Origin of the sequence: Burkholderia sp. MSMB0856, from assembly GCF_001524645.2 — a bacterium.
GTDB lineage: Bacteria > Pseudomonadota > Gammaproteobacteria > Burkholderiales > Burkholderiaceae > Burkholderia > Burkholderia diffusa.
Map to the genome: position 1 here is coordinate 2,916,741 of NZ_CP013427.1, position 18,425 is coordinate 2,935,165.

Below are 18,425 nucleotides of genomic sequence, written 5' to 3' on the forward strand. Positions count from 1 at the left end.
CACACATCACCGGCCACGGTGCCGCCCCTCACTCACCGCGACGCGGCTCGAACACGAACGGTTGTGTCAGCAAGAAAGGATTCGCGGTCGCGCCCGTCTGCGTGCAGGTGGCGTGCGTCATCGCTTCGACTGCCGCGCGATCCGCGGCCGTGTTGCGACTGCTCGTCGTGATCGTGACGTTCTGCGCTTCGCCCGACGTCGTCATCAGCGCGCGCACGAGCACGGTGACGGGACGCGTGAGCGGCTTCGCGCTATCGGGGTAGACGGCACGCGGAATGTGGCACGTCAGCTTGCTGTCCTGCGACGACGACATCATCGCGCAGCCGGAAAACAGCATGGCGACAGCGGGCAGGATCAGGTAGGTCGAGCGAATAGTCATGGTCGAATATCGTTCTTCAACACTGTTCTGGAGGAGCGCCGCACGCCGGCCGGTTTCGTCCGGGATGCACCGCATTGCGCCGCGGCCCTCGGACCGGCGCCCCGTGACGGCCGCGCGACCGAACGCTGTCCGATCGCGATCCTGCTTGGCGGTTCCCGGAGATCCGGGCGCTGCGCTCGCGCCGGGCGGCCCACACCAGGCGACCTTGCATGCGAACGCTTTCGCGCATTGTGCACGTGCCATCTCGCGCGTGGCGGCGATTTGACAATGGTTGACGCGAATCCTGCCGGATTCGGCAGTGATCCATTCCCTGCGGGAAGCAATCGCCGCACCGTCCCGTGCCGCCATCGCTCGCCTACCTCACCGCGATCCGACCAGCACCGGGATTCCCCGCCCGGCGCTGCGCGGCGTCACTCGGAATCGTCGTCCGAGTCGTCGTCGTCCGCGTCGGCCGGGACTTCCCCGTACTTCGCGACGACGGCCGCCTTGAACGCTTTCAGCTCCGGCTGCTGATCGCACAGCTTGTACAGCGACGCGAGCTGCTGCGGCCAGTCCTTCAACTCCTTCGCGAACACATGCAGGCGCGCGACCGTATCGAGCGCGTCGGCTTCGCGACCGGCCAGCGCCTGCAGCACCGCATAGCGGCGCAGCACCGTCTCGCCGGGCAGCAGCGCGATCGCGCGCTCATGCGCGACGAGCTTGAGCGGCAGGTTGTCCGGCGAAATCGCCAGCAGCGTGGCCGCCCCGTAGTCGCCCCACGCGCCGAACAGCAGCGACGGCGCATCGCGGTACTGTGCGGCCGGATCGCTGCCGTAATACAACACTTCCGCGCGCTGGTAGTCGCGCAGCACGGGCACCGCCGCCAGCACGCCGCCGAACGACAGCACCGCGAACAGCCCGAACGCCGCGCGGCCCGGCAGGATGCGCAGCGGCTTCACCTCGAGCAGGCCGATCACGAACATCGCCGGCAGCAGGAAGAACATGTACTGCTGCGGATATTCGACGAGCGCATGCATCAACAGGATGCCGATCAGCGCGAGGCCGAACACGCGCGTGCTCGATTGCGGCGCGCGCACCGCGCGCACGAACCATGTCACGAGCGCGACGACGAGCGCGCCGAGACCGACGAGGCCGGACTTCGCGAGCAGGTCAATGAAGATGTCGTGCGAGTTGTTCGCGATCTCGACACCGCCGAGGGTGCGCACAAGCGCGAACTGGTGCGACGGGAACTCGCCCCAACCGACGCCGAGCACCGGATGCTCGCGGAACATCGCGAGCCCGTACTTCCACAGCGCGAGGCGCGGCGCGATCTGCCCCGCGTCGCGCATCCGGTCGGCCGCCGACTCGGCGAGCCCCAGATGGAAATGCACGTTGGCCCAGCGCACCGCGACATTCACCGCGACGAAGGCCACCGCGAGCGCGACCGGTATCACCCATGCGCGGCGGTTGCCCGGCGCGCGGCGCGACTCGAGCCACGCCATCCAGAAACCCGCGACGACCAGCACCGCGACCTGCAGCCACGGGCCGCGCGACACCGTCAACGCGAGCCCGACCGACAGCACGATCGACAGCGCGAGCCACGCCCATACCGCGAGCCGGCGCGTCTGCACCAGATACAGCGCGCCCGCGAGCGCGAACGCGATGTAGGTCGCCAGGTGATTCGCCTGCGCCATGTTGCCGTACGGACGGCGATCGACCGCGATGTTGTACACCACCACGAACGGCGACACCGCAGATTCGAGATGGAACAACTGCACGACCTGGCTCGCGACCGCGAGCATCCCGCCGAGCAGCAGCGCGCCGGACATCATGCGCGCGGCGGCTTCGGCGAGCCCCTCGCGCGCGAGCGTGTAGCCGGCCTGCATCGCGACCAGCGCGGCGGCCAGATAGCCGACCGCCAGCCAGTTCATCGACGGCACCTTCAGCGGCATGAGCGCGACCTGCGCGATCAGCACCGCCGCGAACCCGAGCGGCGCGACGAACGCGGCTGGCGCGGCGAACGGCTCCGCCGGACGGCCCGTGCGTGCAAGCAGCACGACGGAGAGACCCACCAGCAGATACAGCACCAGCGCGGCAAACTCGGAATAGAAGGTCGGGATCGGATACGTGTGATTCGTGATCGAGTACGGCACGATCAGGGCGACAGCCAGCGCAACGAGCGGCAACGAACGGGAAAAAGTAGAAGGCATGAGCGAACCGGATGTCAGCAACCGGCGCACTATACAAAACTTTCCCCCCTCTGTGCGGCCGCGTCGTGCCATCACCCATGCCGTGGAGCGAGCGCAGCCGGCCGGCGGACACCGCGCCATTCACGCGGCCACTGACTTGCCGGCATGCCCCCGGCACTACGCGCGGCACTCCGCCGGCGCATATTGCGCGGGCAACGTCGCGGCTTCCGCCGGCAACGGGCCCGCTCCCGGCGCCGGGAGCGACGACGCAGACTTGCCGGCGGCAAAACACTCCCATGCGATCGTACCCGCCTGCATCGCGCCCTTTTTCAGCGGCACGCGCGCGGTCGGCGTGTCGGCCTTGTCCGGGGCGGACGGCACCAGGACGAGCGTATTCGCACCGGCCGCGGCGACGCGGGGGGTGAACGCCACCGTGATCTGGCCGGTGTCGCCGTCGATGGCGACGGATTCGACGTTGCGGGTGGCGGCCGGCGGGCTGTAGCCGCCGTCGAGGCCCGCGCCGCTCGCGGCGTTGTCGGCAACGGCGAGCCGCGCGGACGAAGCGAGCGCGAGCCCCTCGCCGACACGCGACCGCGCGAGGTAATCCTGGTACGCGGGAATCGCATAGGCCGCGATCACGCCGACGATCGCGAGCACGATCATCAGCTCGATCAGCGTGAAGCCGGCCGGCCGCCAGCGCGGCACCGGCCGGCTCGCGCGCCGCAGATCGGCGGCGATGCGACGGAACAGGGAAACGGAAAAGGCTTCGAACATGACTGGCTCCGGAAACGAAAAACGCCTGCCGAATCAGGCAGGCGTTTCGATCGTAGCCAGCGGGCCGCGGCCCCGGCAGTCGGCCGGACGGCCAACGTCAATGCGCGTGCATGGCGCTGCGGCGGCGCCGGAGCGTGTAACCGGCGGCGACGACGAACAGCGCGCCGGCGATGCTCGCGCCGTAGATCGCCGCCGGCGTATCGAGCACCGGCCAGCGGTCGCCGATCGGGTCGTGCACCATCAGCCCGCCGGCGATCCAGCCCAGCAGCCCGGCACCGAGCGCCACGACGATCGGAAACCGGTCGAGCAGCTTCAGCACCAGCGTGCTGCCCCACACGATGATCGGCACACTGACGACGAGCCCGAAGATCACCAGCGCCAGCCGGTGCGACGGATCGGCCTGTTCGGCCGCGCCGGCGATCGCGATCACGTTGTCGAGGCTCATCACCGCGTCGGCGATCACGATCGTCTTCACCGCATCCCACAGCCGGTCGGCCGGCTTCACGTTGTCGTGTGCGTCGGCGTCGGGCGCCATCAGCTTGACGCCGATCCACAACAGCAGCAGGCCACCGCCGAACTTCAGGAACGGCACGTCGAGCAGCACGACCGCGAATGCGATCAGCGCGACCCGCAGCAGGATCGCGCCGGCCGTGCCCCACACGACGCCGCGCAACCGTTGGTTGGCCGGCAGGTTGCGGCACGCGAGCGCGATCACGACCGCGTTGTCGCCGCCGAGGAGGATGTCGATGATGACGATCTGAAACACCGCGCCCCAATGGAGCGACGTCAGGAATTCAAGCATGAGCGGTATCGGGTGCGGGGCAACGGCTGTCGGACAGGCGCGCCGGGTGAACGCCGGGACATGCATCGCGCATGCCCGGTGCTTACAAATTCATTGCGCGAGCATAACAAAAAAAACGCCGGCGAGGCCGGCGTTTTTTGCAGGACGAACCACGCGGAAATTACAGCGCCTTCTTCAGCAGGCGGCCCATTTCCGACGGGTTGCGCGTGACGGTGATGCCGCACGCTTCCATGATTTCCAGCTTCGCTTCGGCCGTATCCGCACCGCCCGAGATCAGCGCGCCGGCGTGGCCCATGCGCTTGCCCGGAGGCGCCGTGACACCAGCGATGAAGCCGACGACCGGCTTCTTCATGTTGTCCTTGATCCACTGAGCGGCGTTGGCTTCGTCCGGACCGCCGATTTCGCCGATCATCACGACCGCGTCCGTATCCGGATCGTCGTTGAACATCTTCATCACATCGATGTGCTTCAGACCGTTGATCGGATCGCCGCCGATACCGACTGCCGACGACTGGCCGAGGCCCAGTGCCGTCAGCTGAGCAACGGCTTCATACGTCAGCGTGCCCGAACGCGACACGACGCCGATGCGGCCCTTGCGGTGGATGTGGCCCGGCATGATGCCGATCTTCAGTTCGTCCGGCGTGATCGTGCCCGGGCAGTTCGGCCCGAGCAGCAGCGTCTTGCGGCCTTCGCGACGCATGCGGTCCTTCACTTCGATCATGTCGCGCACGGGGATGCCTTCCGTGATGCAGATCGCGAGATCGAGGTCGGCTTCGACCGCTTCCCAGATCGCAGCGGCTGCGCCTGCCGGCGGAACGTAGATGACCGACACGGTCGCGCCGGTTTCTGCCTTCGCTTCCTTGACGCTCGCGTAGATCGGAATGCCTTCGAAGTCTTCGCCGGCCTTCTTCGGGTTCACGCCCGCGACGAATGCTTCGCGGCCGTTTGCATATTCACGGCAGGCGCGCGTATGGAACTGACCGGTTTTGCCGGTAATGCCCTGCGTGATGACCTTCGTGTCCTTGTTGATCAGAATCGACATGTATTTTGACCTCTGTTCGATTGGCGTCGCGTATCTGCCGCGCCGCCATGCGTATTCGATAGCGTTACTTGCCTTCGGCAGCCGCGACGACCTTCTGCGCAGCCTCTTCCATGCTGTCCGCCGAGATGATCGGCAGGCCCGAATCGGCCAGCATCTTCTTGCCGAGGTCCTCGTTCGTGCCCTTCATGCGCACGACGAGCGGCACGTTCAGGTTCACGGCCTTCGAACCGGCGATCACGCCTTCCGCGATCACGTCGCAGCGCATGATGCCCCCGAAGATGTTCACGAGGATCGCCTTCAGGTCCGGGTTCTTCAGCATCAGCTTGAACGCTTCGGTGACCTTCTCGGTCGTCGCGCCACCGCCGACGTCCAGGAAGTTCGCCGGCTCGCCGCCGAACAGCTTGATCGTGTCCATCGTCGCCATCGCGAGGCCTGCGCCGTTCACGAGGCAGCCGATGTTGCCGTCGAGCGAGATGTACGCGAGGTCGAACTTCGACGCTTCGATTTCAGCCGGATCTTCTTCGTCCAGATCGCGGTACGCGACGATTTCCGGGTGGCGGAACAGCGCGTTCGAGTCGAAGTTGAACTTCGCGTCGAGTGCGATGACCTTGCCGTCGCCGGAGACGTTCAGCGGGTTGATTTCAGCCAGCGATGCGTCGGTTTCCCAGAATGCCTTGTACAGGCCTTGCAGGATGGCGCGCGCTTGCGGAATCGAAGCAGCCGGCACGCCGATCTTCGCGGCGAGGTCGTCGGCCTGGGCGTCGAGCAGGCCCGTCGACGGCTCGACGATGACCTTGTGGATCAGCTCCGGGTGCTTTTCGGCAACTTCTTCGATGTCCATGCCGCCTTCGCTCGAACCCATCAGAACGATCTTTTGCGACACGCGATCAACGACGAGGCTGACGTACAGTTCCTGCTTGATGTCGGCGCCTTCTTCGATCATCAGGCGGTTGACCTTCTGGCCTTCCGGACCGGTCTGGTGCGTGACGAGCTGCATGCCGAGGATCTGGTTCGCATATTCGCGAACCTGCTCGATCGACTTCGCCACCTTCACGCCGCCGCCCTTGCCACGGCCACCCGCGTGAATCTGAGCCTTCACGACCCACACCGGGCCGCCCAGCTCTTCTGCCACCTTGACGGCCTCTTCAACCGAGAACGCCGGCTTGCCGCGCGGTACCGCGACTCCGAATTTCCGCAGGATTTCCTTACCCTGGTACTCGTGAATCTTCATGCGTGATTCCCTTCAGTCTGAGAGTTGGATGAAATGTCGCTTAAGACGCTTCTTCGAATGATTTCCGTTCATTCCTTCGTGCTGCCCTCACCGGGCAAGTCCGGCCGGTTCGTGCCATACCAGCGCGGGTAGTACTGCCGCACGACCTCGCCGTCGAACCGCAACGCCCGGCAGCGGCCGAGCTGGAAAGGCGGTTCGGCGTGCTCGCCGTCATGGTCCGGTCCTTCGCCTCCCTCCTCGCGCACGTTCCATACGTCACCGGCGAACGCCTGGATCGCTGCCGTCGGCAGCACGGCGCACAGTTCGGTGAGATGGGAACAGCCTGCGACGCCGGCGAGCAGCCGGTTCGCGTTGCGGCGGAAATTGCGGAAGAGATTGAGCCCGATGAGGGCACGATAGGCGGGAGGGGCGGATTGACAGTGACCGGGATAGGGAACCCACTCCGAAGACGCTTCGGCGTCGACGACATTGAGGTCACGATCGATAGTCACGCGCAGCCAGAGTTCGTGGATCGGCAGGCCTTGGGGCCGGATGCCCGACGCAAGCGCGACATCGCGCGGCTTGTGGTCGGTCAGGCAGGCTTCGATGTCCCACAAGCCGTCGCCGCGCTCGTAGGCTTCCGCTCGGATTGCGCGTCGATGTCGCAACTGACGGGGCACGGGCTCGGATAGCGGCATGCTGGAGGTTGAGGCCGAAGAGGAAAACCCGTGGATTTTAGCATATTGGGTATTTGAGGCATCCGGCCGCGACGGCGGGTATTCCCGCCTGTCCGGAAACGGTTGCGTTGCAGCAAAATCGCGCGCAGCGCGCGCGACCGAACCGGTCAGTCGTCGATCGGGAAATCGTCGCCGACCTTCAGCAACTTCACGATGGTCGAGCTCGAGAAGCCGCGCGCTGCAAGGAAACGCGCTTGCTTCGCGCGCTCGGCGGGCGTTTGCGGCAGTGCACCGAATTTCTTGCGCCAGACGGCCTGCGCGCGTGCCCACTCGGTCTCGCGCAATTGCGCATTCACTTCCTCGACGAGACTGTCGCCGACCGCATGACGCTTCAGTTCGCTGACGATGCGCGCGACGCCGACGCGCGATGCGCGGCGATGCACGAGGCTCTCGGCAAAGCGTGCGTCGGACAGCCAGCCTTCCTTTTCCAGTGCATCGAGCACCGGCTCGACGGATTCGTCCTCACCGACGTACGGTGCGAGCTTGCGCGCGAGTTCGGCCCGGCTGTACTCGCGCCGGGACAAATAGCCGAGCGCGCGGCCCTTCAGCGAACGCGGCGGTTTCGACGACTTGCGCTCGGCGGCACCGGATGCGTCGCCTGAAGCAGTGTCGGCGGAACCGCCGGACGCACGGCGCGTGCGACGCGGATGCTGGCTACTGCGCGTATACACATCTTCCTTGACCGACGCAGACGCATCGGCCGCGCGCTCGCCCGGAAAGCTGACACCAGACACGCGACGGCGCGACCGGTCGTGCGCGTCGAACGATTCGTCGTCGTCGAACGGATCGACCGGCGCGGTCATCTCAAACGAAACGAGGGCATCCTCGGATGCCCTCGTCGCGGTGCGGGTCGCGGCATGACTGCCCGCGCTCCGCCGGTTGGCCCCCGAGGATTCGGCTTGCCGGCCGGAGCGACCCGCCGTGTCGGGCGCGTCGCTCGGTTCCGGTTCGCCAGCCTGACCTCGGCGCCCGACCATCACTCTTCTTCGTCCATCGCCTCGGCTTCGTCGAACCCTGCACCATCCGGCATGGCGGCAACGCCGAGCGATTCGCGAATGCGGTTTTCGATCTCGCGCGCGATTTCCGGATTCTCGCGCAGGAATTCACGCGCGTTGTCCTTGCCCTGGCCGATCTTCTCGCCGTTGTAGCTGTACCAGGCGCCTGCCTTGTCGACGATCTTCGCCTGCACGCCGAGATCGATGATCTCGCCCTGACGCGAAATGCCCTCGCCGTACAGGATGTCGAAGATCGCTTCGCGGAACGGCGGCGACACCTTGTTCTTGACGACCTTCACGCGGGTTTCGTTGCCGATCACCTCGTCGTTCTTCTTGATCGAACCGATGCGGCGGATATCCAGACGCACCGACGAGTAAAACTTGAGCGCGTTGCCGCCCGTCGTGGTTTCCGGGTTGCCGAACATCACGCCGATCTTCATCCGGATCTGGTTGATGAAGATCACGAGGCAGTTCGTGCGCTTGATCGTGCCCGTCAGCTTGCGCAGCGCCTGCGACATCAGGCGAGCCTGCAGGCCCGGCAGCGAATCGCCCATCTCGCCTTCGATTTCGGCCTTCGGCACGAGCGCCGCGACCGAGTCGATGACGATCATGTCGATCGAACCCGAGCGCACCAGCGCGTCGGTGATTTCAAGCGCCTGCTCGCCGGTGTCCGGCTGCGAGATCAGCAGCTCCGGCACGTTCACGCCGAGCTTCGCCGCATATTGAACGTCGAGCGCGTGCTCGGCGTCGATGAAGGCTGCCGTGCCGCCCAGCTTCTGCAGTTCGGCGATAACCTGCAGCGTGAGCGTGGTTTTACCGGACGATTCCGGACCGTAGATCTCGACCACCCGGCCGCGCGGCAGGCCGCCGACGCCAAGCGCGATATCGAGGCCCAGCGAGCCCGTGGAGACGACCTGGATGTCTTCGGCCGCTTCGCCGTCGCCCATCCGCATGATCGATCCCTTGCCGAACTGCTTCTCGATCTGCGCGAGTGCGGCCGCCAGCGCCTTGCTCTTCTCGGCGGTCATCCCGGAGCCCTTCTTGCTATCTTCCATGAATCGTCCTTTGCTATGATGAGCAGCGTCTGTCAGAGGCGCGCCCGCTTTCAAGCGCTGCCCACGAATGCAGACACTGTATAAAAAAACAGTGTTTTATGCAAGCCCGCAATGCAGGCTGCGTTGTACACGGATAACTTCGGAGACAGCCGCGCCGGCGCGAACGCCCCGCCGGCCATCGGTCAGCAACATGCGAATTCTCATCGCCGAAGACGACAGCATACTCGCGGACGGCCTCACCCGGTCACTCCGCCAATCGGGCTATGCCGTCGACCACGTGAAGAGCGGCGTCGAGGCCGATACCGCGCTGTCGATGCAGTCCTTCGACCTGTTGATCCTCGATCTCGGGCTGCCCAAGATGTCCGGGCTCGACGTGCTGAAGCGCCTGCGCGCGCGCAATTCCAATCTCCCCGTGCTGATCCTGACCGCCGCCGACAGCGTCGACGAGCGCGTGAAGGGGCTCGACCTCGGCGCGGACGACTACATGGCCAAGCCGTTCGCGCTCAACGAGCTCGAGGCGCGCGTGCGCGCGCTGACCCGGCGCGGCGCGGGCGGTGGCCCGACCGTCGTGCGCCACGGCTCGCTCGCGTTCGACCAGGTCGGCCGCATCGCATATGCGAACGACCGCGTGCTCGATCTGTCCGCGCGCGAGCTCGGGCTGCTCGAAGTGCTGCTGCAGCGCATCGGCCGGCTCGTGTCGAAGGAGCAGCTCGTCGACCATCTGTGCGAATGGGGCGAGGAAGTCAGCAACAACGCGATCGAAGTGTACGTCCACCGGCTGCGCAAGAAGATCGAGCCGAGCGGCGTGCGGATTTCCACCGTGCGCGGACTCGGCTACTGCCTCGAGAAAGTCGCGCCCGCGGCGCCGGCCGACTCGCCCGCGCCCCAGTCCGCGGCTGCCGGCACGCCGCTGCGCTGACCCCGGCCGTCGCCGCGATGGCCACGCCGGCCCACCCCCGCCATCCGACCGGCGATCAACCGTCCGCCGCCGACGCCGCGCGCGACGCGCGCTACGAGAACCCGTTTGCGCCGCCCGACGAAACCGACACGCCCGAGGCCGCGCGGCCGCGCTCGCTGTTCGGCGAAATCCTCGACTGGATGCTCGCGCCGCTCCTGCTGCTGTGGCCGATGAGCATCGCCGTCACCTATCTCGTCGCGAAGACGATCGCGAACGGCCCGTTCGACCGCGCGCTCGAGACCAACGCGTACGTGCTCGCGCGGCAGATCCATCCGGTCAACGGCGTCGCCGAGCTGACGCTGCCGCAGCAGACGCGCGACTTCCTGCGCGCGGACAACGTCGACAGCGTGTACTTCCAGGTGCTCGGCACGCGCGGCGAGCTGGTCGCGGGCGAGGCCGACATGCCGCTGCCGCGCGACGAGGACCGCCCGCCACCGGGCGTCGTCGTGTTCCGCGACGACCTGCTGCGCGGCAACGACGTGCGCGTCGCGTATACGACTGTCGCGCTGCCCGAGTCGAACAGCACGCAGCCCGTGCTCGTGCAGGTCGGCGAGACGCTCGACAAGCGCAACGCGCTCGCGAACGACATCATCAAGGGCGTGATCCTGCCGCAGTTCGTGATCCTGCCGCTCGCGATCCTGCTCGTCTGGTTCGGGCTGTCGCGCGGGCTCGCGCCGCTCAACGCGCTGCAGGCGCACATCCGCGCACGGCGTCCCGACGACCTGTCGCCCGTCGAGGCGCAGCGCGCGCCGCCCGAGATCGAGCCGCTCGTCACGTCGTTCAACGACCTGCTCGCGCGCCTCGAACAGAACATGGCGCTGCAGAAGCGCTTCATCGCCGACGCCGCGCACCAGATGAAGACGCCGCTCGCGGGGCTGCGCACGCAGGCCGAGTTCGCGCTGCGCCACCCCGTGCCGCCCGACGTGCAGCGGTCGCTCGAACAGATCGCGACGAGTTCCGAGCAGGCCGCGCGGCTCGTCACGCAACTGCTCGCGCTCGCGCGCGCCGAGAACCGCGCGAGCGGGCTGACGTTCGAGCCGGTCGAGATCGCCGCGCTTGCACGCCGCACGGTGCGCGACTGGGTGCAGGCCGCGCTCGCGAAACGCATGGACCTCGGCTACGAAGGCCCGGAGGACGACGCGCCGCTCGAGGTCGACGGCAATCCCGTGATGCTGCGCGAGATGCTCGGCAACCTGGTCGACAACGCCATCCGCTACACGCCCGAAGGCGGCCGCATCACCGTGCGCGTGCGGGCCGAGCGTGCGGCGCGGCGCGTGCATCTTGAAGTCGAGGACACCGGGCCCGGCATCCCGGCCGCGGAACGCGACCGCGTGGTCGAACGCTTCTACCGGATCCTCGGCCGCGAAGGCGACGGCAGCGGCCTCGGGCTCGCGATCGTACGCGAGATCGCCGCCCAGCACGGCGGCACGCTGACGCTCGACGATCACGTATACCAAAGCGCACCGCGCCTCGCGGGCACGCTCGTGCGCATCAGCCTGCCGCTGTCGGACACCGCGCCGGATCAATCCTGATACGCGCGGGTCCGTACCGCGCCGCGATCGCATCGAAACCGGCGCTTTACCCCCGATTGCGACACGATCGGAGCGCGAAACGACCGATTCGGCGCGGGTTAACGCGCAGTCGTTTTGTGCCCGCGAGTCAGTGCGCCGTAAGTTTCCGTGCCAATAATCGTCGACAGGCCCGCCCACCCAAGGCGGCCGCATATCTATATCAAGGGACTTGGAGACGATTCATGGCAACGTTAGGCGAGCAAATTTCGCACTCGCCGATGACGGGCGAAGAGAAGAAGGTGATCTTCGCGTCGTCGCTCGGCACCGTGTTCGAGTGGTACGACTTTTATCTGGCCGGATCACTCGCGGCCTACATCAGCAAGAGCTTCTTCTCCGGGGTCAATCCGACCGCCGCATTCATCTTCACGCTGCTCGGCTTCGCAGCGGGCTTCGCCGTGCGTCCGTTCGGCGCGATCGTGTTCGGCCGGCTCGGCGACCTCGTCGGCCGCAAGCACACGTTCCTCGTGACGATCGTGATCATGGGCATCTCGACCTTCGTGGTCGGCTTCCTGCCCGGCTACACATCGATCGGCATCGCGGCGCCGGTGATCTTCATCGCGATGCGGCTGCTGCAGGGCCTCGCGCTCGGCGGCGAGTACGGCGGTGCGGCGACCTACGTCGCCGAGCATGCGCCGGCGAACCGTCGCGGCTTCTATACTGCATGGATCCAGACGACCGCGACGCTCGGCCTGTTCCTGTCGCTGCTCGTGATCCTCGGCGTGCGCACGTTCATCGGCGAGGAAGCGTTCGGCAACTGGGGCTGGCGCGTGCCGTTCGTCGCGTCGATCCTGCTGCTCGCGGTGTCGGTGTGGATCCGGTTGCAGCTGAACGAATCGCCGGTGTTCCTGCGCATCAAAGCGGAAGGCAAGACGTCGAAGGCGCCGCTGACCGAAGCGTTCGGCCAGTGGAAGAACCTGAAGATCGTGATCCTCGCGCTCGTCGGCCTGACCGCCGGCCAGGCCGTCGTGTGGTACACGGGCCAGTTCTACGCCCTGTTCTTCCTCACGCAGACGCTGAAGGTCGACGGTGCCAGCGCGAACATTCTGATCGCGATCGCGCTCCTGATCGGCACGCCGTTCTTCCTGTTCTTCGGGTCGCTGTCGGACAAGATCGGCCGCAAGCCGATCATCCTCGCGGGCTGCCTGATCGCGGCGCTCACCTACTTCCCGCTGTTCAAGGCGCTCACGCACTACGCGAACCCGCAGCTCGAACTCGCGACGCAGAAGGCGCCGATCACGGTCCTCGCCGATCCGGCCACCTGCTCGTTCCAGTTCAACCCGGTGGGCACGTCGAAGTTCACGAGCTCGTGCGACATCGTGAAGAGCGCGCTCGCGAAGGCCGGCCTGAACTACGAGAACGTCGCGGCGCCGGCTGGCGCGACCGCGCAGATCAAGGTCGGCGATACGGTGATCCCCGCGTATGACGGCAAGGCGGCCGACGCGAAGGCGCAGGGCGCGGCGTTCGACAAGACGCTCGCGTCGACGCTGAAGGCGGCCGGCTACCCGGCGAAGGCCGACCCGTCGCAGCTCAACTGGCCGATGACGATCGTGATCCTGACGATCCTCGTGATCTACGTGACGATGGTCTACGGCCCGATCGCGGCGATGCTGGTCGAGATGTTCCCGACACGCATCCGCTACACGTCGATGTCGCTGCCGTATCACATCGGCAACGGCTGGTTCGGCGGCTTCCTGCCGGCGACCGCGTTCGCGATCGTCGCGGCGAAGGGCGACATCTATTCGGGGCTCTGGTATCCGATCGTGATCGCGCTGGCCACGTTCGTAATCGGTCTGCTGTTCGTCAAGGACACGAAGAACTCGAACATCTACGCGCAGGATTGAGGTCGGGCGCGGGCGGCACCCCGCCCGCAACCCGTGCCGGCGCCGGCCGCCGGCACCTTTTTTCAGGAAAATGAAAAAAGGTGTTGACAGCCCTGCGGCACATCTACATAATTCAAGTCTTCGGCGAATTAGCTCAGTCGGTTAGAGCGACGGAATCATAATCCGCAGGTCCGGGGTTCGAGTCCCTGATTCGCCACCAAATGCAAAAAGCCGCTGTTCCGCAAGGATCAGCGGCTTTTTTCATTGCTTCATCCGGGCGGGCGCGGATTCGCGCACCGCCTGTCCATCAGGCGTGCGTCCCGCGCGTTACGCCACCACCGCCCCGCGCTGCGCGTCGGGCACCTCCGCCCGCACCTTCCCCCGCCAGTTCTCCCCGCCCTCCAGCGCCGGCGTCGACTCGAACAGCTCCGCGATCCAGTCCGCGAACACGCGCACCTTCTGCGACAGATGCCGGTTGTGCGGATACACGATCGAGATCGGCTTGGGCTTCGGATTGCAGTCGGGCAGCACCTCGACCAGCGAGCCGTCGCGCAGGTGCGGCAGCACCATAAACAGCGTCGGCTGGATCATCCCGAACCCTTCGAGCCCGCACGTCACGTACGCATCCGAATCGTTGACGGTGACACTGCCGTTCATCCGCACTTCGACCGGCTTGCCCTCGATCATGAACACCCACGGAATCGCCCGTGCACCGTGGCTCGCGCGGAAATTCACTGCATGATGGTCGGCCAGGTCGGCGATCTCCTGCGGCTCGCCGTGGCGCGCGAGATAGTCGGGCGACGCGCAGGTCACGCGCTTGAGCATCCCGATCCGCCGCGCGACCATCGACGAATCCTCGAGCGGCCCGACCCGGATCATGCAGTCGATGCCCTCCTCGACCGGATCCACGTAACGGTCCGACAAGCCGAGGTCGAGCGTCATGTCCGGATAGCGCTGCCGGAAGATCGACAGCGCCGGCAACACGACGCGCCGCCCGAGCGAACTCGGCATGTGGACGCGCAGCACGCCGCTCGGCTTGCGGTTGCCGGTCTGGAAACTCGCGTCGGCTTCCGCGATCTCCGAGATGATCTTCATGCAATGCTCGTAATACGCGGCGCCCTCCGGCGTCAGCGACAGCCGGCGCGTCGTCCGGTGCATCAGACGCACGCCGAGCAGCGCCTCGAGATTCTGGATGATGGTCGTCACCGATGCGCGCGGCATCGCGAGCGTGTCGGCCGCACGCGTGAAGCTGTTCGCGTCGACCACGCGGGTGAAAACTTCCATTGCCTGAATGCGGTCCATGCTGCGCCCCCCCCTTCGAATCGCCAACGGAACAGAATAGAGCGCGCAACCCGCGCGGCACAAGCCCCCGCCTATTGTTTGCCGCTTTTGAATAGTCTCAGCGTTTCGGACTGGAAAGTGATGCGGATCCGTGCAGTTCCAGACGCGACGACCCCATCCCCGGTCGCCATGCGCGGCGCGCTCACCGCTCACCGGCACGTTACCGCACGAACCGCTCGCGATAGCCCTGCGGCGACACGCCGAGCACGCGCACGAAACTGCGCCGCAGCGTCTCCTCCGAGCCGAAGCCGCACCGCGTGGCGATCCGCTTGACGGGCCACGCGGTTTCGCCGAGCAGACGCTGCGCGGCCTCGACGCGAATCTGCTCGACCGCGCGCGCGGGCGTGCGGCCGGTGCCCGTGCGGTAGTGACGCACGAAGCTGCGCTCGCTCATGCTGACGCGCTCGGCAAGCGCCGGCACCGACAGGTCGGCCGTCAGGTGCTCGGCGATCCATGCATGGAGATCGCCGAAGCGGTCGTCGGTACGTTGCATCGACAACATCGCGCTGAACTGCGCCTGCCCGCCCGGCCGCTTCAGGAACACGACGAGTTCGCGCGCCGCGTCGAGCGCGATCGTCCGCCCGAGATCCTCCTCGACCAGCGCGAGCGCGAGATCGATGCCGGCCGTCACGCCGGCCGACGTCCACAACGCGCCTTCGCGGATGAAGATCGGATCGGGCTCGACGCGCACGTTCGGATAGCGCGCCGCGAATTCGTCGCAGCGCGCCCAGTGCGTGACCGCGCGCCGCCCGTCGAGCAGGCCGGCCTCGGCGAGCAGGAACGCACCGGTGCAGACCGACGCGACACGTCGCGCGCGCTGCGCCTGCTGCCGCACCCAGCGCACCGTCCGCGCATCCCGCGAAGCGGCGTGCACGCCCTTGCCGCCGGCCACGATCACCGTATCGGGCCGCCCGGCCGAGCGCAGCGAATCGGCCATCACCACGAGGCCGGAGGACGTCTCGATCGGCCCCGCCTCCGCGGCGACGACACGCGGCGCATACGGCACGGGCTGCCCGCGCTCCTGCGCGAGTTCGTTGACGGATGCGAACACCTGCAGCGGCCCGGTCACGTCGAGCAACTGCGCACGGGGAAACGCGAGGACGATGATCGAGCGCGGAGCGGCAGACATGGCGATTGGCTGAAAACGTGGGTGATATGGCAATTTCGCCAGACACTACGCGCCTAGAATCGATCTGTCCATCGTGCGCCGGCCGTGGCGCATCCCCTTCCCTTCGGAGCGTTCGCATGACCCTGCATATCGGCCTTCTCGTGTTTCCCGGCGTCCAGCAACTCGATCTCACCGGCCCACACGACGTGCTCGCGTCGTTGCCCGACGCGACCGTCCATCTGGTCTGGAAATCGCGCGACACCGTCACGTCGAGCAGCGGCCTGGCGCTCGCGCCGACCTGCACGTTCGACGATTGCCCGCCGCTCGACGTGATCTGCGTGCCCGGAGGGATCGGCATCAACGACCTGCTGCTCGATGCCGAAACGATCGCGTTCGTGCAGCAGCGCGCGGCCGCCGCGCGCTATGTGACGTCGGTCTGCACGGGTGCGCTGCTGCTCGGCGTGGCCGGCCTGCTGCGCGGCCGCCGCGCGACGACGCACTGGGCATTTCATTCGCTGCTCGCGCCGCTCGGGGCGGTGCCCGTGCGCGAGCGCGTGGTGCGCGACGGCAACCTGATCACCGGCGGCGGCGTAACGGCCGGCATCGACTTCGCGTTGACGATCGCCGCCGAACTCGTCGGCGACGAAGAGGCGCAGTCGATCCAGCTGGCGCTCGAATACGCGCCCGCGCCGCCGTTCGATGCGGGCTCGCCGGATACGGCGCCGGCGTCGGTACTGAAGCGCGTGACCGAGCGCTCGGCGGCAGGGCTGGAGAAGCGCAGGCAGACGATCGACGCGGCGTTGCGCGCGATGTCCCGCTGAAGACAAGCACACGAAAACCGAAGGGCAGGCGGGCCGCGCGGCCACGCAGCCTGCCCAACTCGGCAGCATTCGCATTGACCGACCGGACCTATCGATGAACATCATCCGCAGCACCGCATTCACCGCGCAACGCCCGTGGGGGGCGCTGGACATCGCGAACCTGAACGGCATCACGGTCCGCCTGCACTGGACCGATCGGCCGTACCGCTGGCATGTGAATGACGGCGAGGAGGTTTTCGCGGTGCTCGACGGCCGTGTCGAGATGCGCTACCGCGCAGCAGGTGTCGAGCACGCGACGGTGCTCGAGACGGGAGACGTCTTCCACGCGACGATCGGCACCGAACACGTCGCGCACCCGCTCGGCGAAGCGCGCATCCTCGTGATCGAGACCGAAGGCAGCGACTGACGACGGGGCGTCAGCCCGAGATGGTGCCCGTCCCCTGCGACGGGATCAGCTTCGGCTGCGGCGTGCACAGGCACTGGCACAGGTCGTGTTCGAGCGCGACGACCTTGCCCATCACGGTCATCGTCCGCTCGCCGCCGTCGGACACGATCACGCCCTGGGTCTTGCACGCGGCGCAGAACACCGGCGCGCCGAGATAGGCGAGTTCGCGGCCGTCGAACGACGAATTGGCGATTCCGTCGAGCACGACACCGCCATGGTCGGTCGTGTCGCCCTTCAGGATGAATTTGCGGCTCATGCTTCGGCTCTCCCTCGGAAACGCCGCGCAGCGCGGCATCGGGCCGCGCGCGGGCAGTCGGTATCCGCCCGTCGGTCGCGGGCGTTTCGCGAGGATATCACCGCGCGGCCGATCGTCGAATGCACGTCGTTCAGCGCGGCGTTCACGGTGTCGTCGTACGCCGACACCATGTCATGCACGCCGAAGCACTTCATGGAGGCCGACTCGATACGCGAGCGAATGATCGCGATCGCGTGCGACTGGCTGATTCACTGCTTCGTCGAAGCCGTGCGCCGGCACGATCCCGCGAAGCGGCGATGGCGATGGCGATGGCAACGCGCTCAGACGAACAGCGCGACGCAAAGCGCGGCGCCGCACAGATACGTGCCGAGCGCGCCGATGAAACGCAGGGGATTCGGCCTGTCCATCGTCGGCCACGCGAGCAGTCCGATCACGAGCAGACAGCGGCACGCGGTTGCCGCGACGATCAACGAGACGATCGCGCGCGACGGGTCGTGTGCGCCGAAATAGAGAAACAGCACCGCGAGAAACGGCGCGTATTCGGCCGTGTTGCCGTGCGCGCGCACGATCTTGTGCAACCCGTCGGTCGGATCGGACACGCATCCGGAACCGGTGGTGCGCCGGAAGCGCGCAACGGACACGATCAGGCCGAGCCCGAACAGCAGCAACCCCAGGATCGTCGTGCAAACGAGCGCGACGGGATGAATCGACATGCAACCCCCGATGAAAGCGGACATGCGCCGCACATCCGGCGATCGTACCTGCGGCCGGTGCACCCGGCTATCGCGGAAACCCGTAGCGTCTTCACACCCCGGCAACGGATCCGGACAGGATCGGACCCGATTTGCCGTCGATAAGGCAATGCACAAGACCGGTGCGTGAGCCGCCGGCGCCGCCACGCGCCGTCGTTCCTTGCGGCCAGGCGGTGCGCGCAAACGTTACG

The 18,425-nt window shown here is 66.9% G+C and carries 18 protein-coding genes and 1 tRNA gene; 6 read left to right on the forward strand and 13 right to left on the reverse strand.

The annotated features are described in order from the left end of the window. Positions 1 to 28: 28 nt before the first annotated feature. The 9 genes from WS87_RS14840 to recA all read right to left on the reverse strand — a co-directional run bounded on the left by WS87_RS14840 (position 29) and on the right by recA (position 9,162). Positions 29 to 379: a TonB family protein gene (locus WS87_RS14840; protein WP_059528021.1), complete on the reverse strand. Its 351-nt coding sequence runs from the start codon at positions 377 to 379 to the stop codon at positions 29 to 31. A gap of 410 nt (positions 380 to 789) precedes the next feature. After that, complete coding sequence (locus tag WS87_RS14845; protein WP_059820355.1) at positions 790 to 2,568, reverse strand: PglL family O-oligosaccharyltransferase; 1,779 nt, start codon at positions 2,566 to 2,568, stop codon at positions 790 to 792. A gap of 156 nt (positions 2,569 to 2,724) precedes the next feature. Then, positions 2,725 to 3,321, reverse strand: a complete 597-nt coding sequence (locus tag WS87_RS14850) for a pilin (protein WP_059820356.1) — start codon at positions 3,319 to 3,321, stop codon at positions 2,725 to 2,727. A 97-nt stretch (positions 3,322 to 3,418) separates the two neighbouring features. Then, positions 3,419 to 4,123: a TerC family protein gene (locus tag WS87_RS14855; protein WP_059820357.1), complete on the reverse strand. Its 705-nt coding sequence runs from the start codon at positions 4,121 to 4,123 to the stop codon at positions 3,419 to 3,421. 160 nt (positions 4,124 to 4,283) lie between these two features. Continuing rightward, entirely contained in the window at positions 4,284 to 5,165 is an 882-nt protein-coding gene (sucD, locus tag WS87_RS14860; protein ID WP_010090788.1) for a succinate--CoA ligase subunit alpha, read from the reverse strand. A 64-nt stretch (positions 5,166 to 5,229) separates the two neighbouring features. Beyond that, positions 5,230 to 6,396 (reverse strand): ADP-forming succinate--CoA ligase subunit beta, encoded by a 1,167-nt coding sequence (sucC, locus tag WS87_RS14865; RefSeq protein ID WP_059528034.1) that lies wholly within the window; start codon positions 6,394 to 6,396, stop codon positions 5,230 to 5,232. A gap of 68 nt (positions 6,397 to 6,464) precedes the next feature. Further along, the gene (locus WS87_RS14870) at positions 6,465 to 7,073 is read right to left on the reverse strand and encodes a DUF2889 domain-containing protein (protein WP_059528036.1); all 609 of its coding nucleotides are present in this window, start codon (positions 7,071 to 7,073) and stop codon (positions 6,465 to 6,467) included. 146 nt (positions 7,074 to 7,219) lie between these two features. Continuing rightward, a complete protein-coding gene (gene recX, locus WS87_RS14875; protein ID WP_059820358.1) occupies positions 7,220 to 8,089 on the reverse strand; it encodes a recombination regulator RecX in 870 nt (289 codons plus the stop codon). After that, entirely contained in the window at positions 8,089 to 9,162 is a 1,074-nt protein-coding gene (gene recA, locus WS87_RS14880) for a recombinase RecA (RefSeq protein ID WP_059820359.1), read from the reverse strand. Before recA ends, recX begins: the two co-directional genes overlap by 1 nt. Before the next feature lie 190 nt (positions 9,163 to 9,352). On the opposite strand from recA, the gene WS87_RS14885 reads away from it, so the two are divergent. The 4 genes from WS87_RS14885 to WS87_RS14900 all read left to right on the forward strand — a co-directional run bounded on the left by WS87_RS14885 (position 9,353) and on the right by WS87_RS14900 (position 13,731). Further along, complete coding sequence (locus WS87_RS14885) at positions 9,353 to 10,081, forward strand: response regulator transcription factor (protein ID WP_059528042.1); 729 nt, start codon at positions 9,353 to 9,355, stop codon at positions 10,079 to 10,081. Between the two features lie 17 nt (positions 10,082 to 10,098). Further along, on the forward strand, positions 10,099 to 11,652 hold the full coding sequence (locus tag WS87_RS14890; RefSeq protein ID WP_059820360.1) for a sensor histidine kinase: 1,554 nt from the start codon (positions 10,099 to 10,101) through the stop codon (positions 11,650 to 11,652). 221 nt (positions 11,653 to 11,873) lie between these two features. Further along, positions 11,874 to 13,532, forward strand: a complete 1,659-nt coding sequence (locus WS87_RS14895) for an MFS transporter (protein ID WP_059820361.1) — start codon at positions 11,874 to 11,876, stop codon at positions 13,530 to 13,532. 122 nt (positions 13,533 to 13,654) lie between these two features. Then, positions 13,655 to 13,731 (forward strand) — tRNA-Met (locus WS87_RS14900). Between the two features lie 107 nt (positions 13,732 to 13,838). On the opposite strand, the gene WS87_RS14905 is transcribed toward WS87_RS14900, so the two are convergent. Continuing rightward, the gene (locus WS87_RS14905; RefSeq protein WP_059690628.1) at positions 13,839 to 14,813 is read right to left on the reverse strand and encodes a LysR family transcriptional regulator; all 975 of its coding nucleotides are present in this window, start codon (positions 14,811 to 14,813) and stop codon (positions 13,839 to 13,841) included. Positions 14,814 to 15,012: 199 nt separating this feature from the next. Next, positions 15,013 to 15,981, reverse strand: a complete 969-nt coding sequence (locus tag WS87_RS14910) for a GlxA family transcriptional regulator (protein ID WP_059820362.1) — start codon at positions 15,979 to 15,981, stop codon at positions 15,013 to 15,015. A 116-nt stretch (positions 15,982 to 16,097) separates the two neighbouring features. Between WS87_RS14910 and WS87_RS14915 the strand changes: the two genes are divergently transcribed. Together WS87_RS14915 and WS87_RS14920 are read left to right on the forward strand one after the other, a co-directional pair. Continuing rightward, entirely contained in the window at positions 16,098 to 16,781 is a 684-nt protein-coding gene (locus WS87_RS14915; protein WP_059820363.1) for a DJ-1/PfpI family protein, read from the forward strand. Between the two features lie 94 nt (positions 16,782 to 16,875). Next, on the forward strand, positions 16,876 to 17,187 hold the full coding sequence (locus WS87_RS14920; protein ID WP_059528060.1) for a cupin: 312 nt from the start codon (positions 16,876 to 16,878) through the stop codon (positions 17,185 to 17,187). 10 nt (positions 17,188 to 17,197) lie between these two features. Here WS87_RS14920 and WS87_RS14925 read toward each other — a convergent pair whose 3' ends face one another. Both WS87_RS14925 and WS87_RS14935 read right to left on the reverse strand, forming a co-directional pair. Then, positions 17,198 to 17,482, reverse strand: coding sequence for a PAAR domain-containing protein (locus tag WS87_RS14925; RefSeq protein WP_011657840.1), 285 nt, complete (start codon positions 17,480 to 17,482; stop codon positions 17,198 to 17,200). A 320-nt stretch (positions 17,483 to 17,802) separates the two neighbouring features. Beyond that, entirely contained in the window at positions 17,803 to 18,195 is a 393-nt protein-coding gene (locus WS87_RS14935; protein ID WP_059820365.1) for an MAPEG family protein, read from the reverse strand. Between the last annotated feature and the right edge of the window lie 230 nt (positions 18,196 to 18,425).

Bases quoted from the DNA above. Each gene is read 5' to 3' on its own strand.
- WS87_RS14850 (WP_059820356.1), bottom strand. From the start codon at position 3,321: ATGTTCGAAGCCTTTTCCGTTTCCCTGTTCCGTCGCATCGCCGCCGAT.
- recA (WP_059820359.1), bottom strand. From the start codon at position 9,162: ATGGAAGATAGCAAGAAGGGCTCCGGGATGACCGCCGAGAAGAGCAAG.
- WS87_RS14925 (WP_011657840.1), bottom strand. From the start codon at position 17,482: ATGAGCCGCAAATTCATCCTGAAGGGCGACACGACCGACCATGGCGGT.
- WS87_RS14920 (WP_059528060.1), top strand. From the start codon at position 16,876: ATGAACATCATCCGCAGCACCGCATTCACCGCGCAACGCCCGTGGGGG.
- WS87_RS14915 (WP_059820363.1), top strand. From the start codon at position 16,098: ATGACCCTGCATATCGGCCTTCTCGTGTTTCCCGGCGTCCAGCAACTC.
- WS87_RS14895 (WP_059820361.1), top strand. From the start codon at position 11,874: ATGGCAACGTTAGGCGAGCAAATTTCGCACTCGCCGATGACGGGCGAA.
- WS87_RS14910 (WP_059820362.1), bottom strand. From the start codon at position 15,981: ATGTCTGCCGCTCCGCGCTCGATCATCGTCCTCGCGTTTCCCCGTGCG.
- WS87_RS14840 (WP_059528021.1), bottom strand. From the start codon at position 379: ATGACTATTCGCTCGACCTACCTGATCCTGCCCGCTGTCGCCATGCTG.
- WS87_RS14855 (WP_059820357.1), bottom strand. From the start codon at position 4,123: ATGCTTGAATTCCTGACGTCGCTCCATTGGGGCGCGGTGTTTCAGATC.
- sucC (WP_059528034.1), bottom strand. From the start codon at position 6,396: ATGAAGATTCACGAGTACCAGGGTAAGGAAATCCTGCGGAAATTCGGA.
- sucD (WP_010090788.1), bottom strand. From the start codon at position 5,165: ATGTCGATTCTGATCAACAAGGACACGAAGGTCATCACGCAGGGCATT.
- recX (WP_059820358.1), bottom strand. From the start codon at position 8,089: ATGGTCGGGCGCCGAGGTCAGGCTGGCGAACCGGAACCGAGCGACGCG.
- WS87_RS14905 (WP_059690628.1), bottom strand. From the start codon at position 14,813: ATGGACCGCATTCAGGCAATGGAAGTTTTCACCCGCGTGGTCGACGCG.
- WS87_RS14890 (WP_059820360.1), top strand. From the start codon at position 10,099: ATGGCCACGCCGGCCCACCCCCGCCATCCGACCGGCGATCAACCGTCC.
- WS87_RS14870 (WP_059528036.1), bottom strand. From the start codon at position 7,073: ATGCCGCTATCCGAGCCCGTGCCCCGTCAGTTGCGACATCGACGCGCA.
- WS87_RS14885 (WP_059528042.1), top strand. From the start codon at position 9,353: ATGCGAATTCTCATCGCCGAAGACGACAGCATACTCGCGGACGGCCTC.
- WS87_RS14845 (WP_059820355.1), bottom strand. From the start codon at position 2,568: ATGCCTTCTACTTTTTCCCGTTCGTTGCCGCTCGTTGCGCTGGCTGTC.
- WS87_RS14935 (WP_059820365.1), bottom strand. From the start codon at position 18,195: ATGTCGATTCATCCCGTCGCGCTCGTTTGCACGACGATCCTGGGGTTG.